Origin of the sequence: Agrococcus jejuensis (genome assembly GCF_900099705.1) — a bacterium.
In the GTDB taxonomy this organism is placed as follows: domain Bacteria; phylum Actinomycetota; class Actinomycetes; order Actinomycetales; family Microbacteriaceae; genus Agrococcus; species Agrococcus jejuensis.
This window is the reverse complement of record NZ_LT629695.1, coordinates 1,673,489-1,690,201: the sequence shown is the minus strand read 5'-3', so window position 1 is coordinate 1,690,201 and position 16,713 is coordinate 1,673,489. Positions and strand designations below refer to the sequence as shown.

Genomic DNA, 16,713 nt, shown 5'->3' with positions numbered 1-16,713 from the left:
ATCGCTCCCCAACGCCCGCTCCTCCCCTGGTCCGCTCCTCCCAATGCCCGCTCCTTGAGGTGCGAGCGCAGCGAGCCTCGAAAGGTGCCCACGAGAGAGGCGAAGGGCCGCACCCCCTCGGGTGCGGCCCTTCGCCATGTCAACGTCGACTACGCCGTCGCATCCGCCCCGCGGCGCGGCAGCACCCAGTCGGGTCGTGCGAAGTGGCACGTGTAGCCGTTGGGGATGCGCTCGAGGTAGTCCTGATGCTCGGGCTCGGCCTCCCAGAAGGCGCCGAGCGGCTCGAGCGTCGTGACGACCTTGCCGGGCCAGTGGCCGGAGGCGTCGACGTCGGCGATGGTGTCGCGGGCCTCGCGCTCCTGCTCGGGGCTCGTGGGGAAGATCGCCGAGCGGTAGCTCGTGCCGATGTCGTTGCCCTGCCGGTTGATCGTGGTGGGGTCGTGGATCTGGAAGAACAGCTCGAGCTGCTCGCGGAACGAGGTCTTCGTCGGGTCGAAGACGATCTCGATCGCCTCGGCGTGGCCGGGGTGGTTGCGGTACGTCGCGTTCGCGTTGTCGCCGCCGGTGTACCCGACGCGGGTCTGCAGCACGCCGGGGCGCTTGCGGATGAGGTCCTGCATGCCCCAGAAGCAGCCGCCTGCGAGCACGGCGGTCTCGGTGCCGGGGATCTGGGTGACGGTGCCGGTGTCGGTCATGTCGGTCTCCTTCGCGGTCGTGGGCGATGCTACGCGGGCTCGTCGCTCGCGTCACACGGTGGACAACGCGTTCGAGGCCGGTTTTGGTCCCGGATGGCCTGCCCGGTCCCGCACGGCAAGCCCCGACCCTCCCCAGCTGGTCGAGGAGCGCGCGAGCCCGAAGGGCGAGCACGCGTCACGAGACCACGCGACCGCCGCTCCCGCCCAGTCACGTGCATGGTCGCGCCGAGCGGACACGTCACGTGGTCTCGTGACGGCACCTCGCTGACGCTCGGGGCCTCCTCGACCAGCTGGAAGGAGGACGTTCGCGTCCCCAGGACCGCTCCTTGCGGTGCGAACGAAGTGAGCCTCGAAAGGTGCCCCCGGAAGACGCAGACCCCTACCGCTCCCGCACCGACCGCACCATGAGCGTGTCGCCCGCGCGCAGCAACGCGTGCAGCCGCATCGGGTGCGCGATCGTCGCATCCGACGCCCCGATGCGGTGGCTCGGCCCGCCCTCGATGCGCGACGCGAGCGTGAGGCACGTCTCGTCGACGAGGTCGGCGGCGAGCATCGCCGTCGCCCACGACGGCCCGCCCTCGCACTGGATGCGCAGCAGATCGCGGTCGTGCAGCACGATGCGCGCGCGGTGCGGCTCGACGTGCTCCTCCCCTGCGCCGACGACGTCGGCGACGGCGGTCAGCGCAGCATCGGCACCGAGCGCCGCCGCATCCGTCGTCAGCACCAGCGGTCGCCGCGGCGCATCCCGCAGCATCGGATGCGCCGGGTCGAGATCGAGGCTGCCCGAGACGAGAGCGAGCACAGGATGCGCGGGCAGCTCCCGCTCGAGCCGCCACGCGACCGACGCCGCGTCGAGCTCGAGCTGCTCGTAGCCCTCCGACCGCGCCGTGCCCGCGCCGACGAGCACGACGTCTGCCACGCGACGCGCGGCGGCGAGCACGCGCACGTCCGAGTCGTCGCCGAGCCCGCCCGATCGACCGTCGTGCGCCGTCGCCCCGTCGAGCGAGGCGATCATCGTGATCCGCGTCCATCGGTCGGGCACGTCGGCGAGGTCGTCGGCGAGCGCGTCGTCGTCGAGGTCGCTCGCGACGGTCGGGAGGATGCGGTCGATGCCCGTCATGCCTCCACCCTCTCGGCTTCGCGACCTCCGCGCGAGGTGTCGCTGAGCGGCGAGGCATGTGCAATGCGCACGTGCCTCCCTTCTCAGAAGCACTTCGCGCGGACTCAGACGTTGAACGCCGACATGTTGTGGACGGGGTCGGCCGGCTGCCGCCATCCCATGAGCGCCTCGGCCATGCGCACGGCGTCGCGGGTGCGGGCGGTCTCGTGCACGCGCACGATGCGGGCGCCGCGCGTGATGGCGAAGACGGCGGCGGCGAGCGAGCCGTCGACGCGCTCGGGCTTCGGCGCCTCGAGCACCTCGCCGATGAAGTCCTTGTTCGACATGGCCGCGAGCACGGGGAAGCCGAGGTCGCAGACGACCGGCAGGCGGCGGGCGAGGCGCAGCGAGTCGGCGGTGTTCTTGTTGAGGTCGAAGCCGGGGTCGAGCACGATGCGGTCCTCGCGCACGCCCCGCTCGCGTGCGACCGAGACGCGATCGCGCAGCAGCACCGCGACGTCGACCTCGACGTCGAGGTAGGTGGGCTGCGCGAACTGCGTGCGGGGTCCGTCGCCGGATGCGGCGAGCGAGTGCGTGATGACGAGCGTCGCGTCGGAGTCGGCGACGACTCGCGCCATGTCGGGGTCGTGCAGCGCGGTCGTGTCGTTCACGACGTCGGCGCCGGCCTCGATCGCCGCTGCTGCGACGGCCGCGTGGAACGTGTCGACCGAGATGACGACGTCGGATGCGGCGCGCAGCTCGCGCACGACGGGCACGATCCGGTCGATCTCGTCGGCGACGGGCAGCGCCTCCCCGGGCGCGAACGGCACCCCGCCGATGTCGACCCAGTCGGCGCCTGCGGCGACGGCGTCGATCGACGCCCTCACCGCGGCGTCGAGCCCGAACGTGCGGCCCTGGTCGTAGAACGAGTCGGGCGTGCGGTTGACGATCGCCATGACGGCGACCTGCCGGTCGAAGTCGAACGTGTGCGTGCCGATGGCCCGCAGCGGATGCGCGATGGGCGGCAGGTACGGGTCGTGCGCGTCGTGCTCGGCCATGCGATCCCCTCGTGCCGGAGGCAGAGGCGACGCCGACGTTCCGATCCTGGCCGCTCGCGCCGCATCCGCGCAATCAGGAACGGGCGAGCACCCACAGACGCGAAGAACCCCGTCCTCATCGGACGGGGTTCGGGGGTGGAGCCTGGGAGAATCGAACTCCCGACATCCTGCTTGCAAAGCAGGCGCTCTACCAACTGAGCTAAGGCCCCAGTGTGGCGCGTGGTGGGGCTACATGGACTCGAACCATGGACCTCTTCGTTATCAGCGAAGCGCTCTAACCGCCTGAGCTATAGCCCCGCGCGCACGATCGACAACATTACCATGCGTCGGACGTGCACACGGACACCGCCGGTGCGCGACCCGAACCTACTGGTTCGAGAAGCCCACGAGCAGGCCGCCCGTGAACCGCACCGACAGGTTGTACAGCGTCGCGAACACGGCGCCGAGCACCGTGATCACGACGAAGTTCAGCAGCGCCACGATCAGCGCGAACACCAGCACCTGCGGCAGCGACAGGAAGCTCATGACGGTGAACGAGTCGCCGAGGATGTCGGAGAGCGTGTCGTCGATGCGACCGAACAGGCCGAGCAGGTTCAGCAGCGTCCACAGCACGAACGTCACGACCACGAGCACGACGCCCGCGATGACGCCGACGATCGCCGACAGCTTCAGGGCCGACCAGAAGTCGATCCAGACGAGCCGCAGGCGCACCTGCTTGCCGCCCGACCGGCGCGGGCCCTTGCCCTGCAGTCGCTCCGCGATGCTCATGCTTCCTCCGTGTCACCCTCGTCGGGTGCATCCGTGGTCTCGGACCCGTCCACGATAGTGGCATCGTCGATGGATGCCGCATCGGCGGGCGCTGCACCCTCGACGACCTCCTCGATCTGCTCCTCCTGGTTGCGAGCGATCGAGAGGATGGGGTCGGCGTCGCTGATCGACGCGAACTGCACGCCCATCGCGCCACGACCGGAGGGCGTGACCTCGCTCGCTGCCGAGCGGATGACCTTGCCGCTCGCGCGGATCATGAGCACCTCGTCGGTCTCCGACACGATGATCGCGCCGGCGAGCGCGCCGCGGTCGTGCTCGCCGCGCTTGTACGTCATGACGCCCTGCGTGCCGCGACCCTTCGACGGGTACTGCGAGACGTGCGTCTTCTTCGCGTAGCCCTTGTCGGTCGCGACGAACACGTAGCCCTCGTCGCCGACGACCATGGCGTTGAGCACCGTGTCGTCGTCGAGCAGGTTGATGCCCTTCACGCCCGCCGTCGAGCGACCCATGGGGCGCAGCGTGTCGTTCGCCGCCGAGAAGCGCGCCGCCTTGCCGTCGCGCGAGACGACGAGGATGTCGTCGGCCTCGTTCACGAGCATCGCCGACACCAGCTCGTCGCCGTCGCGCAGGTCGACGGCGATGATGCCGCCGGTGCGGTTCGTGTCGTAGAGCTCGAGGCGCGTCTTCTTCACCTGGCCGTTGCGGGTGGCGAGCACGAGGAACTCGGCCGCCTGGTAGTCGCGCACCGCGAGCACCTGCTGCACCGACTCGTCGGGCTGCATCGCCAGCAGGTTCGCCACGTGCAGGCCCTTGGCGTCGCGGCCGGCCTCGACGATCTCGTACGCCTTCGCCCGGTACACGCGGCCCAGGTTCGTGAAGAACAGCAGCCAGTGGTGCGTCGACGTGACCTCGAAGTGCTGCACGAGGTCCTCGCCGCGCAGCTGCGCACCGCGCACGCCCTTGCCGCCGCGGTGCTGCGCCCGGTAGTTGTCGATGCGGGTGCGCTTCACGTAGCCGCCGCGCGTGAGCGAGACGACCATCTGCTCCTCGGGGATGAGGTCTTCCATCGACACGTCGCCGTCGCCGCCGGGCACGATGTGCGTGCGGCGGTCGTCGCCGTGCTTGTCGACGATCTCGGTGAGCTCGGTCACGATGATCGAGCGCTGGCGCTCCTCGTCGCCGAGGATGTCCTCGTAGTCGGCGATGCGCTTGCCGAGCTCCTCGGCCTCGTCGTGGATGCGCTGGCGCTCGAGCGCCGCGAGGCGCCGCAGCTGCAGCTCGAGGATCGCGGTCGCCTGCACATCGTCGATCGAGAGCAGCTCCATGAGGCCGGTGCGCGCCTCGTCGGCGTTCGGCGAGCGGCGGATGAGCGCGATGACCTCGTCGAGGGCGTCGAGCGCGGCGAGGTAGCCGCGCAGGATGTGCATGCGCTCCTCGGCCTTGCGCAGGCGGTACTGCGTGCGGCGCACGATGACCTCGACCTGGTGCGCCGCCCAGTGGGTGATGAAGCCGTCGATCGGCAGCGTGCGCGGCACGCCGTCGACGATCGCGAGCATGTTCGCCGAGAAGTTGTCCTGCAGCTGCGTGTGCTTGTACAGGTTGTTGAGCACGACCTTCGCGACGGCGTCGCGCTTGAGCGTGATCACGAGGCGCTGGCCGGTGCGGCCCGAGGTCTCGTCCTTGAGGTCGGCGATGCCCGAGAGCTTGCCGTCCTTCACGAGGTCCGCGATCTTGATCGCGAGGTTGTCGGGGTTCACCTGGTACGGCAGCGAGGTCACGACGAGCGACGTGCGGCCGTGGATCTCCTCGACCGCGACGTCGGCGCGCATGCGGATCGAGCCGCGGCCGGTGCGGTACGCCTCCTGGATGCCGCGGGTGCCGAGGATCTGCGCACCCGTGGGGAAGTCGGGACCCTTGATGCGCGCGATGAGCGCATCCTGCAGCTCCTCCTGCGTCGCCTCCGGGTGCTCGAGATGCCAGATGGCGCCCTCGGCGACCTCGCGCAGGTTGTGCGGCGGGATGTTCGTCGCCATGCCCACGGCGATGCCGACGGAGCCGTTGACGAGCAGGTTCGGGAACCGCGCGGGCAGCACGACGGGCTCCTGCGTGGAGCCGTCGTAGTTGTCCTGGAAGTCGACGGTCTCCTCGTCGATGTCGCGCACCATCTCCATCGAGATGGGCGACATCTTCGTCTCGGTGTACCGAGGGGCTGCGGCCTCGTCGTTGCCGGCGGAGCCGAAGTTGCCCTGGCCGAGCGCCAGCGGGTGGCGCATCGACCACGGCTGCACGAGGCGCACGAGGGTGTCGTAGATGGGCGAGTCGCCGTGCGGGTGGTACTGACCCATGACGTCGCCGACGACGCGGGCGCACTTCGAGAACGCCTTGTCGGGGCGGAAGCCGCCGTCGTACATCGCGTAGATCACGCGGCGGTGCACGGGCTTGAGCCCGTCGCGCACCTCGGGCAGCGCGCGCCCGATGATGACGCTCATCGCGTAGTCGAGGTACGACCGCTGCATCTCGAGCTGCAGGTCGACCTGCTCGATGCGGCCGTGGTTCGGCTCGTTGGTGGTGGTGTCGGTCATGCTCGCGTCCTGGGTTCGTGGCGTCGGGTTCGAGGGATCAGGCTGGGCCTAGATGTCCAGGAACCTCACGTCCTTGGCGTTGCGCTGGATGAACGTGCGGCGCGACTCCACGTCCTCGCCCATGAGGGTCGAGAAGACGGTGTCGGCGACGGCGGCGTCCTCGAGGGTCACCTGCTTCAGCACGCGCGTCTCGGGGTCCATCGTGGTCTCCCACAGCTCCGAGAAGTTCATCTCGCCGAGACCCTTGTAGCGCTGCAGTCCGCCGTCGTTCGCCTTCGGCAGCTTGCGGCCGGCGTCGCGGCCGATGCGGATGAGCTCGTCGCGCTCCCGGTCGGAGAACGCGTAGTCGGGGTCGCCCTGCGTCCACTTGATCTTGTAGAGCGGCGGCGCGGCGAGGTAGACCCAGCCCTGGTCGATCAGCGGGCGCATGTAGCGGAACAGCAGCGTGAGCAGCAGCGTCGTGATGTGCTGGCCGTCGACGTCGGCATCGGCCATGAGCACGATCTTGTGGTACCGCACCTTGTCGGGGTCGAAGTCCTCGCCGAGGCCCGCACCGAAGGCCGTGATCATCGACTGGATCTCGACGTTCTGCAACGCACGGTCGAGGCGCGCCTTCTCGACGTTGAGCACCTTGCCGCGCAGCGGCAGGATCGCCTGCGTGCGCGGGTCGCGACCCTGCACGGCCGAGCCGCCTGCCGAGTTGCCCTCGACGAGGAAGATCTCGCACTCCGCGGGGTTCCGCGACTGGCAGTCCTTGAGCTTGCCGGGCATGCCGCCCGACTCGAGCAGGCCCTTGCGGCGCGTCTGCTCGCGCGCCTTGCGGGCGGCGATGCGTGCGGTGGCGGCCTGGATGGCCTTGCGCACGATCTCCTTCGCCGACGCGGGGTTGCGCTCGAACCAGTCGCCCAGCTGGTCGTTGACGACCTTCTGCACGAACGACTTCGCCTCGGTGTTGCCGAGCTTCGTCTTCGTCTGGCCCTCGAACTGCGGCTCGCCGAGCTTCACGGAGATGATGGCGGTGAGGCCCTCGCGCACGTCGTCGCCCGAGAGGTTCTCGTCCTTCTCGCGCAGCTGGTTCGTGTTCCGCGCGTAGCGGTTCACGAGGCTCGTCAGCGCAGCGCGGAAGCCCTCCTCGTGCGTGCCGCCCTCGTGCGTGTTGATGACGTTCGCGTACGTGTAGACGGCCTCCTGGTAGCCCGTCGTCCACTGCATCGCGATCTCGACCGACATGCGGCGCTCGACGTCCTCCGACTCGAAGTCGATGATCTCGTCGTGCACGAGCTCGACCTTCTTCGTGCGGTTGAGCTGCTCGACGTAGTCGCGCAGGCCGTTCTCGTAGTAGAACTCCTCGAACCGCGGCGAGACCGAGCCGTCCTCGGCGACCTCGCCGTGGTCGGGGCGCTCGTCGGTGACGTGGATGCGCAGGCCCTTGTTGAGGAAGGCCGTCTGCTGGAAGCGCTTCGCAAGCGTGTCGTAGTCGAACTCGGTCGTCTCGAAGATGTCGCCGTCTGGCCAGAAGCGAATGGTCGTGCCGGTCTGCTCGGTCGCCTCGCCCTTGACGAGCGGGCCCTGCGGGTCGCCGACCGCGAACGACTGCGTCCACAGGTTGCCCTGGCGGCGGATCTCGACCTCGAGACGCGACGAGAGCGCGTTGACGACCGACGAGCCGACGCCGTGCAGGCCGCCCGAGACGGCGTAGCCGCCGCCGCCGAACTTGCCGCCGGCGTGCAGCACGGTGAGCACGACCTCGAGGGTCGACTTCGTGGGGTCGGAGGAGTGCGGGTCGACGGGGATGCCGCGGCCGTTGTCGACGACCTCGATGCCGCCGTCGGCGAGCATGCGGATCTTGATCAGGTCGCAGTAGCCTGCGAGCGCCTCGTCGACGGAGTTGTCGACGATCTCGTACACCAGGTGGTGGAGGCCCCGCGGACCCGTCGATCCGATGTACATGCCTGGACGCTTCCTGACGGCCTCGAGGCCCTCCAGGATCTGGATCTGATCGGCCCCGTACTCGTTCTGCGTCTCGTCCGCCATGCGTCGTGCAGCTCCCTCGGATCTCCTCGCGCGCGCACGCGCGCGCAACTCCCCGATTCTACCTTGTATCTATGGCGCTGCTGCGGTCGGCAGGCCGTTCGTCCGACGATCTCGCGCACGGCGCAATCCTCGCGATTCCGTGACGGATGCTCACGGCAGGCGTCCGAGGCGTCGCGCGTCGGACGAGCCTCGCCGAGGGGTCAGTCGGCGAGCGTCGCGACGACTGTCGCGAGCGAGTCGGCGTCGCCGACGTTGCCGGCGAAGACGACGTAGGGGATGCCGTCGGCCGGGCCGCCGTCGGGCTGCCAGAGCGAGACGATCCCGGGCAGCATGGGCCCCACGACGCGGGCGCGGCGGATGCGCAGGGCCTCCGACGCGACGTCGCTCGAGGTGATGCCGCCCTTCGCGATCACGAAGCGCGGCGGGGCGGCCTCGAGCACGCGCTGCACGAGCTCGACGACGCCCGACGAGACTCGGCGCGCGATCTCGAGGCTCGCGTCGCCATCTGCGCCGTCGATGCGCTCGCGGGTCGTGTGCACGATGACGGTGCCGTGCGCGATGGCGTCGGCGACCGTCGCGGTGCGCTCGGCGAGGTGCGCGTCGCGGTCGTCGCCGATGAGGGCGCGCACGTCGAGCTCGATCGTCGCGGTGTCGGGACGGGCCGCGCGCAGCGCGGCGAGCTGCTGCGTCGTGAGCGGCACGTGGCTGCCCACGACCACGAGGCCGCCGCGGTCGTTCGCGAAGACGACGTCCTCCGCCCGCACGGGCTCGGCGATCTCCTGGCCGATGTGGGCGCGCGGGTAGGGCGGACCGACGCGCAGCAGCGCGCCGAGCCCCTCGCGCTCGAGCGCGTGCAGCGCGAGCGCCACCTGGCGCATGTCGCCCTCGTCGACGACGTCCACTGCGACGACCGTGCCCGCCGGCAGCGCGCGCAGCGCCTCGACGACGGCGTCCGTGCCGGCGCGGATGACCTCGAGCGTGAGCGCGAAGACGTCGCCCGCCGCGATGCGGCCGCCGGTCTTCTCGGCCACCCAGTCGCGCAGGTCCGACGAGCGGAACCCGAACGTCGGATCCTCGGCGAACGCCGTCTCGCCCACGGGCGTCGCCTCGCCGTCGACGACCCAGTGGTGCACGCCGTCCACGGTGATGCGGCCGGCGTCGGGGAAGGCGGGCACGAGCACCGTGAGGTGCGGCGCCGCGCCGCCGGCCTCGATGATCGCGTCGCGCAGCACGTCGGTCTCGAGCGGGAAGTGGCCGCGCAGCGTCGAGTCGCCGCGGCTCACGAACGATGCGCGACGCCCGGCCCGCTCGGCGGCGGCGAGCGCCACCGCCACGACCTCGCGGTTGCGAGCCGCGGCATCCGCCTCGTCGAGCGAGCGCGTGTTCGTGAGCACGTACACGGCGGGGGCGCCGGTCGCGAGGGCCCAGTCGAGGTCCTCGGCCTCCCAGCGCGTGAGCACGGGCAGGTCGGCGACCGACTGCGTGCCGGTGGGGTCGTCGTCGAGCACAATCTGCACGAGCGAGGGATCGAGCGCCGCCGCGACCTCGGATGCGGGGATCGTCAGGGGCGCGGGGGCGCCGGCCAGCAGCTCGTCGACGTGCACGCGGAACTCCTTGGGAGGGGATGGTGGAGGCCCGAGCGGGCCCGTCCAAGCCTACGGACGCGCCGGTGCCCGCTCGGTCATCCCCAGGTGTCGCGCGGGCCGCGACCGCGCACGGTGCGCGGGCCCTTGAGGAACGAGTGCTGCTGCGGGCCCACGAAGCGGATGCCCACGATGCCCGCCTGCGGGAACTCGGCGATGATGCGCGTCGTGATGTCGGCGCGCATGAGTCGCATCTGCTGCTCCCACGCCGTCGACACGCAGCGCACGACGAGCAGGCCCTCGGCGATGCCCTCCGGCGCGGTCTTGTCGGCGATCTCGGGGCCGACGATGCGCGGCCACTCGGCGAGCACGCCGCCCTGCGCCATCTCGCCCTGCCAGCCGGCGTCCGAGACGAGGCCGTCGAGCACGCCGCCGAGGCCCAGCGGGTCGCGGCCGGCGGTGAACGGCTCGGATGCCGCGGCGCGGCGCGTGCGCCTGCGACCGTCCTTCGTCGTGATCGCGGGGTCGCCGAAGCGGGCGCGGATGCGCATCCACACGCGCTCGGGCTCGTCGCGCTCGGCGTCGAGGTCCTTCACGATGCCTCCTCGCTCGCGGGCTCCGCGGCGGCGGGCACGACGGCCGCCGTCGTCGATCCGCTGTCCTCCACGACGACGCCGGCGGCGATGCGGATGCGGCGCCCAGCGAGCACGTCGGGCACGTCGTCGTCGACGGCGGCGGTGATGAGCACCTGCTCGAACGACGACACCGCCGTGGCGAGCCGCTCGCGGCGGCCGGCGTCGAGCTCGGCGAACACGTCGTCGAGGATCACGACGGGGTCGCCGGCAGCGTCGTGGCGGATGAGCTCGGCGGCCGCGAGGCGCAGCGCGAGCGCGTACGACCACGACTCCCCGTGGCTCGCGTAGTGCCGGGCGAGCAGCCCGCCGAGGTCGAGGTCGAGGTCGTCGCGGTGCGGGCCGAGCAGGCTCACGCCGCGGTCGAGCTCCTCGCGCCGCTTGGCGCGCAGCGCCTCCGCGTACGCGACCTCGTCGTCGGGCACCTCGCTCACGAGGCGGATCTCGGTGACGTGCTCGTCGCCCGCGACCGTGCGGTACGCCTCGGCGACGTGCGGCTGCAGCTCGGCGACGAGCGAGGCGCGCGCCCGCTCGACCTCGAGCCCCAGCGCCACGAGACGCTCGTCCCACACGTCGAGGGTCGTGAGGTCGTCGGGCCTCATGCGCGTCGCGCGCGCCGACTTCAGCAGGCTCGACCGCTGCCGCAGCACGCGCTCGAGGTCGCTCATCACCGAGCCCATGCGCGGGCTGCGCTGCACGATGAGCTGGTCGAGCATCTTGCGCCGTCCGCCAGGATCGCCGCGCACGAGCGCGAGGTCCTCGGGGGAGAAGAGCACGGTGCGCAGGTAGCGCGGCAGCTCGCTCATGCGCACGGGGTGGCCGGATGCCTGCGCCTTGTTCGACCCCTTCGCCTGGATCTGCAGGTCGACGCCGATGGTGCGCTCGCCGTTCGTGAGGCTCGTGCGCACGAACGCCTGTTCGACGCCGGCGCGCACGAGCGCCGCGTCGTGGCTCACGCGATGGCTCGAACCGGTCGCGACGACGACGAGCGCCTCGACGAGGTTCGTCTTGCCCTGGCCGTTGCGGCCGATGAGCAGCGTGACGCCGGGCTCGAGCTCGACGACGGCGCGCTCGTAGTTGCGGAAGTCCTTCAGCTCGAGGCGGCTCACGTGCATGGCGCCGCCACGATCACTCCGCCGACTTGACCGCGTGGCCGCCGAACTGGTTGCGCAGCGCCGCGACGGCCTTCATCGCGGGGCTGTCGTCCTGCCGCGACTCGAAGCGCGCGAAGAGCGCGGCCGAGATCACCGGCAGCGGCACCGCGTTGGCGATCGCCTCCTCGACGGTCCAGCGACCCTCGCCCGAGTCCTCGACGTAGCCCTCGATGTCCGACAGGTCGTCGTCGGCGTCGAGCGCGCGCACCATGAGGTCGAGCAGCCACGAGCGGATGACGGTGCCGCGCTGCCACGCCTTGAACGAGCCGGCGACGTCGGAGACGATCGGCGACTTCTCGAGCAGCTCGAAGCCCTCGGCGTACGCCTGCATGAGGCCGTACTCGATGCCGTTGTGCACCATCTTCACGTAGTGCCCGGCGCCGACGCCGCCCGCGTGCACGAAGCCCTCCTCGCGCGGACCCTCTGGCCGCAGCGCGTCGAAGATCGGCATGGTGCGCTCGACGTCGGTCGTCTCGCCGCCGACCATGAGGCCGTAGCCGTTCTCGAGGCCCCAGACGCCGCCCGAGACGCCCACGTCGAGGAAGCGGATGCCGCGCTCGGCGAGCAGCGCCGCGTGCGTCGCATCCTCGGTGAAGCGGGAGTTGCCGCCGTCGATCACGAGGTCGCCGGGCTCGAGGCGCTCGGCGAGGTCGGCCACGACCGAGGCCGTGATCTCGCCGGCGGGCACCATGACCCACACCGTGCGCGGCGCGGCGAGGGAGGCGACGAGCTGCTCGACGCTCTCGACGTCGGTGACCTCGGGGTTGCGGTCGTAGCCGACGACCTCGATGCCTGCGGCACGCACGCGATCGCGCATGTTGCCGCCCATCTTGCCGAGGCCGATGAGTCCGAGCTGCGTCACGACAGGCTCCTCGAGGGTCAGCGCAGCAGCAGGTTGGGCTGCAGCAGGTACTGGAAGCTCGTGGCCTCGGCGTCGTCGCGCGACGTCTGGCCCGTGATGAGCATGGGGCCCGGCTTGTTCGTCGTCTCCGAGCGGGTGAAGGCGACGCGCACGAACTCCGCGTGCGTCGCGCCCAGGCCATCGAGCAGGAACTGCGGCTTGATCGACAGCACGATGTCCTCGCCCGAGAGCACGGCATCCACCGACTCCTGCGCCTGCGCCTGCTCGGAGCCGATCGCCTCGAGGGTGACCTGGCCGTCCTCGAACGTGCAGCGCAGCGCGGCCTCGCGCTCGAGCACGAGCTGCACGCGACGCGTGGCCTCGACGAGCTCGGCCGTGTTGAGCACGGCGTGGTGCGGGGTCTCGGTCGGGAAGAGGCGGCGCACGGGCGGGTAGTTGCCCTTGATGAGCAGGCTCGTCACCGTCTTGTCGCCTGCCGAGAACGCGATCTGCTGGCGCTCGCCCGGCTCGGACATCGTGATGGAGATCTGCGCGGCCGAGCCGAACGTGCGGCCGACCTCCGAGATCGTGCGCGCCGGCACGAGGGCCGTGAGCGCGTCGGTGTCGCTGCCCGCATCCCACGGGATGCTGCGCACCGAGACGCGGTAGCGGTCGGTGGCGATGAGCGACAGGCGCGTGTCGGATGCCTCGAGCTGCACGCCGGTGATGACGGGCGTGACGTCCTCGCGCGACGCGGCGACGGCGACCTGGGCGACGGCCTCTGCGAAGTCGGAGCCGGGGACGACGCCCGTGCGGCCGGCGACCTCGGGGAGCGTCGGGTACTCCTCGATCGGCATCTTCAGCAGCGTGAACTTCGCCGAGCCGCACTGCACCTTGACGATGCCGTCGGTCTCCTCGACCACGATCTCGCGCTGCGGGAGGCGGCCGGCGATGTCGCTCAGCAGTCGACCCGAGACGAGCACGGTGCCTTCGACGTCGACGTCGGCATCGACCGACGTCGTGGCCGAGACCTCGTAGTCGAACGTCGACAGCGTGACCTTGCCAGCGGCGGCCTCGATGCGCACACCCGTGAGGATGGGCAGCGTCGAGCGCTGCGGCAGCAGCTTCACCGCGAACGACACGGCCTCTGCGAAGACATCCCTGTGGATGACGAACCTCACGGCGCACTCCTTCGATCCAGCCCGGTCATTGTGTCATAGCGAGAGGGCGTCCCCGTGGCGCCGCCGAGCCGGCCGGCGACGGTCATCGGGCGGTGGAATGACATCTCTCTCAGGAATGGGAATAACGGGTGTGGATGGTGTGGACGAATGACAGGATTCCTGTCATCCCAAGGGAACTACATCCTTGTGAGATGTGGAGCGCCTGTGCGTGGATCGGTCCGATCTGTGCGGAGCGGCTCGAATGACAGGAATGTCATTCCACAGGCACCCGTCGGGTTGTCCACACCGGGTCCGGCGAGCCGCACATGGTTGCCAACACGAACTCCACACCCCCGGATTCATGTCGTTCGAGCCCAGCAGCTGGTCGAGGAGGCCGCAGCCGAAGGCTGCAGCCGTCACGAGACCACGCGACGTGCGCGCTCGGCGCGACCATGTGCGTGATGGCGCAGGAGCGGCGCTCGCGTGGTCTCGTGACGCGGGCTCGCCGAGGGGCTCGCGCGCTCCTCGACCAGCTGGCGTGGGCGTCGTGCGATGACCGCACCTCGACGGCCGGTCGCTGGGACCGGCGAGATGCGCGAGCAGAGGAGAGGAGAGGACGCAGCCCGGCGTCAGCGCGCCGGCGCCTGCTTGATGCGCGCGGTGAGCTCCGTCACCTGCGTGTAGACCGAGCGCTTCTCCTTCATGAGCTTCTCGATCTTCTTGTTCGCGTACATGACCGTGGTGTGGTCGCGGTTGCCGAACAGCTGGCCGATCTTCGGCAGCGACAGGCTCGTCATCTCACGGCACAGGTACATCGCGATCTGCCTCGCGAGCGCCACGGTCTGCGACCGCGACGACCCGTACAGGTCCTCCTCGGTCAGCTGGAAGTAGCCGGCCGTGTGCGTGATGATGTCGCTCGGCCCGATCACGACCTCGCTCGACTGCGCGAACAGATCCTTGAGCACCGTCTGCGCGAGGTCCATCGTGACCGGCAGGCGGTTGAGGCTCGCGAACGCGGTGACGCGGATGAGCGTGCCCTCGAGCTCGCGGATGTTCGTCGTCACGCGCTCGGCGATCTGCTCGAGGATGTCGTCGGGCGCATCCATGCGCTCCGCCTGCGCCTTCTTGCGCAGGATCGCGATGCGCGTCTCGAGCTCGGGCGCCGTGACGTCGGTGATGAGACCCCACTCGAACCGCGACACCATGCGCGCCTCGAAGCCCGTGAGGTGCTTCGGCGCCACGTCCGACGTGATCACGACCTGCTTGTCGTGGTCGTGGAGCGTGTTGAAGGTGTGGAAGAACGCTTCCTGCGTCGACTCCTTGCCCTGCAGGAACTGGATGTCGTCGATCAGCAGCACGTCGACCTCGCGGTACCGGGCCTGGAACGCCTGGCCCTGGTTGTTCGCGATCGAGTTGATGAAGTCGTTCGTGAACTCCTCGCTCGACACGTAGCGGACGCGGATGCCCGGGTACATGTTCTCGGCGTAGTGGCCGATGGCGTGGAGCAGGTGGGTCTTGCCGAGACCGGAGTCGCCGTAGATGAAGAGCGGGTTGTACGCCTTCGCCGGCGCCTCGGCCACGGCGAGGGCGGCGGCGTGCGCGAAGCGGTTCGAGCCGCCGATGACGAAGTTGTCGAAGACGTACTTCGGGTTGAGCCGCGACTCGACACGCTGACCCGCGACGGGTCGCATGGCATCGGTCGGCGCCGAGATGACCTCGTGCTGCACGTACGGCGTCGCGACCTCGGGGGTCTCGTCGAGCGCCGCGCCGAGCTCGAGCTCGGGGTTCACGACGATCTTGAACGACGTGATGTCCACAGCGTTGTCCACAATCGCCTCGGTCACCGGGATGCGGAGCCGCTGCTCGATCATGTCGCGCGTGAGGTCGTTCGGGACGTCGAGGTAGAGCACGGATCCCATGGCGCCCTGAGGCTCCACGAGATCGAGGAATCCCCGGACAGAGGGCGGTATGCGCAGGTCGCCTGCAAGGGTCGCCATCACGGAGGCCCAGAGCTGGTGGGCGTCGCCACCATCGCTCATGCGCAGGCTCCGTCCCGTGGGGTGCGTGGGTCTCTCCACAGCCTTCTCCACAGTGGAGGGAGGAGGTGCAGGGTCTCCGCTGGGGCCGTGGTGCTGACGGTTCCGCCGGGAGGATTCACTGAGTCTGCACGCATAGCGCACTCCGTGCAAGTCGCTGCAGAATGGCAGCGGCGTGGCGTGCGACACGGTTCGACCAGCGGTTGAACATCGGTGCCGGCATCGCGTATGATCGCCAGGTTGCCTCTCGCGAGGCGCTACGACTTCCGGCCGCATCGGCCGACACCCAGGAGACATTCTCATGAGCAAGCGCACGTTCCAGCCGAACAACCGCCGCCGCGCCAAGAAGCACGGCTTCCGCCTCCGCATGCGTACGCGTGCGGGTCGCGCCATCCTCGCGGCTCGTCGCCGCAAGGGGCGCGTCGAGCTCTCCGCCTGAGCTGCGGTGCTGCCGAAGCCGAACCGCGTCGTGCACGCGGCCGACTTCCGGCGCATCGTCCGCGCGGGGCGCAGGATCTCCTCCCCCATCGCGGTGCTCCACGTCACCGAAGCCGAAGCGGCAACGAGCCGCTTCGGCTTCGTCGTGTCCAAGAAGGTGGGCAACGCCGTCGTGCGCAATCGCGTGCGACGCCGCATGTCCGAGCACGTGCGGCAGCACCTGCTGCCGCTCGACCATCCGGTCGACGTCGTCGTACGGGCGATGCCTGCAGCCGCCACAGCCGACTGCGGTACGCTGACCGCTGCATTCGAACCATTGCTGAGGTCACGATGAGCGCGCTCATGCTGATCCCCCGCAACGTGTGCATCGCGATCCTCGTCGCGTACCGCGCCATCGTCTCGCCGCTGTACGGCGACGTGTGCCGGTACTACCCGAGCTGCTCGTCGTACACGCTGCAGGCGATCCAGCAGCACGGCGCCGTGCGCGGGATCTGGATGGGGGCTCGGCGCATCGTGCGCTGCCACCCCTGGGCAGCCGGCGGCGTCGACGACATCCCCGTGCCGCGACGAGCGATGACGCTCACGAGATTCGGCTTCGTCACCGGAGCCGCCTGAGAACCATGAAGAAGAGGA

General features: G+C 70.1%; 15 protein-coding genes and 2 tRNA genes. 3 read left to right on the top strand and 14 right to left on the bottom strand.

Translation table 11 applies throughout. The annotated features are described in order from the left end of the window. Nucleotides 1-149: 149 nt before the first annotated feature. From msrA to dnaA, 14 genes are all read right to left on the bottom strand, one after another. Nucleotides 150-695: a peptide-methionine (S)-S-oxide reductase MsrA gene (msrA, locus tag BLQ67_RS08005; RefSeq protein WP_092504029.1), complete on the bottom strand. Its 546-nt coding sequence runs from the start codon at nucleotides 693-695 to the stop codon at nucleotides 150-152. Nucleotides 696-1,074: 379 nt separating this feature from the next. Then, entirely contained in the window at nucleotides 1,075-1,815 is a 741-nt protein-coding gene (locus BLQ67_RS08000; RefSeq protein ID WP_157674728.1) for a dihydrofolate reductase family protein, read from the bottom strand. A 104-nt stretch (nucleotides 1,816-1,919) separates the two neighbouring features. Continuing rightward, nucleotides 1,920-2,852 (bottom strand): dihydropteroate synthase, encoded by a 933-nt coding sequence (gene folP / locus BLQ67_RS07995; protein WP_092504025.1) that lies wholly within the window; start codon nucleotides 2,850-2,852, stop codon nucleotides 1,920-1,922. Nucleotides 2,853-2,988: 136 nt separating this feature from the next. After that, nucleotides 2,989-3,061, bottom strand: a tRNA-Ala gene (locus BLQ67_RS07990). 11 nt (nucleotides 3,062-3,072) lie between these two features. Continuing rightward, nucleotides 3,073-3,149: transfer RNA gene (locus BLQ67_RS07985), tRNA-Ile, on the bottom strand. Nucleotides 3,150-3,218: 69 nt separating this feature from the next. Further along, nucleotides 3,219-3,620 carry a DUF3566 domain-containing protein gene (locus BLQ67_RS07980; RefSeq protein WP_092504023.1) on the bottom strand — a complete coding sequence of 134 codons (402 nt, stop codon included), beginning with the start codon at nucleotides 3,618-3,620 and terminating at the stop codon, nucleotides 3,219-3,221. After that, nucleotides 3,617-6,202, bottom strand: coding sequence for a DNA gyrase subunit A (gene gyrA, locus BLQ67_RS07975; RefSeq protein ID WP_092504021.1), 2,586 nt, complete (start codon nucleotides 6,200-6,202; stop codon nucleotides 3,617-3,619). The genes BLQ67_RS07980 and gyrA overlap by 4 nt, the downstream gene beginning before the upstream one ends. Nucleotides 6,203-6,250: 48 nt before the next feature. Further along, the gene (gene gyrB / locus BLQ67_RS07970) at nucleotides 6,251-8,236 is read right to left on the bottom strand and encodes a DNA topoisomerase (ATP-hydrolyzing) subunit B (protein WP_092504019.1); all 1,986 of its coding nucleotides are present in this window, start codon (nucleotides 8,234-8,236) and stop codon (nucleotides 6,251-6,253) included. A gap of 200 nt (nucleotides 8,237-8,436) precedes the next feature. Then, nucleotides 8,437-9,840: a four-carbon acid sugar kinase family protein gene (locus tag BLQ67_RS07965; protein WP_092504017.1), complete on the bottom strand. Its 1,404-nt coding sequence runs from the start codon at nucleotides 9,838-9,840 to the stop codon at nucleotides 8,437-8,439. A gap of 77 nt (nucleotides 9,841-9,917) precedes the next feature. After that, entirely contained in the window at nucleotides 9,918-10,415 is a 498-nt protein-coding gene (locus BLQ67_RS07960; RefSeq protein WP_231945206.1) for a DUF721 domain-containing protein, read from the bottom strand. Next, nucleotides 10,412-11,566 (bottom strand): DNA replication/repair protein RecF, encoded by a 1,155-nt coding sequence (gene recF / locus BLQ67_RS07955; protein WP_092504015.1) that lies wholly within the window; start codon nucleotides 11,564-11,566, stop codon nucleotides 10,412-10,414. Before recF ends, BLQ67_RS07960 begins: the two co-directional genes overlap by 4 nt. A 13-nt stretch (nucleotides 11,567-11,579) precedes the next feature. After that, entirely contained in the window at nucleotides 11,580-12,467 is an 888-nt protein-coding gene (gene gnd, locus BLQ67_RS07950; RefSeq protein ID WP_092504013.1) for a phosphogluconate dehydrogenase (NAD(+)-dependent, decarboxylating), read from the bottom strand. 17 nt (nucleotides 12,468-12,484) lie between these two features. Continuing rightward, the gene (gene dnaN, locus BLQ67_RS07945; RefSeq protein ID WP_092504011.1) at nucleotides 12,485-13,627 is read right to left on the bottom strand and encodes a DNA polymerase III subunit beta; all 1,143 of its coding nucleotides are present in this window, start codon (nucleotides 13,625-13,627) and stop codon (nucleotides 12,485-12,487) included. 608 nt (nucleotides 13,628-14,235) lie between these two features. Continuing rightward, the gene (gene dnaA / locus BLQ67_RS07940; RefSeq protein ID WP_092504009.1) at nucleotides 14,236-15,645 is read right to left on the bottom strand and encodes a chromosomal replication initiator protein DnaA; all 1,410 of its coding nucleotides are present in this window, start codon (nucleotides 15,643-15,645) and stop codon (nucleotides 14,236-14,238) included. A gap of 298 nt (nucleotides 15,646-15,943) precedes the next feature. Here dnaA and rpmH point away from each other — a divergent pair, with 298 nt between their 5' ends. From rpmH to yidD, 3 genes are read left to right on the top strand one after another with little or no spacing between them, the layout of a single operon-like run. Continuing rightward, nucleotides 15,944-16,081: a 50S ribosomal protein L34 gene (gene rpmH / locus BLQ67_RS07935; protein ID WP_092504007.1), complete on the top strand. Its 138-nt coding sequence runs from the start codon at nucleotides 15,944-15,946 to the stop codon at nucleotides 16,079-16,081. A 6-nt stretch (nucleotides 16,082-16,087) separates the two neighbouring features. Next, the gene (gene rnpA / locus BLQ67_RS07930) at nucleotides 16,088-16,414 is read left to right on the top strand and encodes a ribonuclease P protein component (protein ID WP_092504005.1); all 327 of its coding nucleotides are present in this window, start codon (nucleotides 16,088-16,090) and stop codon (nucleotides 16,412-16,414) included. A gap of 8 nt (nucleotides 16,415-16,422) precedes the next feature. Next, the gene (yidD, locus tag BLQ67_RS07925) at nucleotides 16,423-16,695 is read left to right on the top strand and encodes a membrane protein insertion efficiency factor YidD (protein WP_231945205.1); all 273 of its coding nucleotides are present in this window, start codon (nucleotides 16,423-16,425) and stop codon (nucleotides 16,693-16,695) included. The last annotated feature ends 18 nt before the right edge of the window (nucleotides 16,696-16,713 follow it).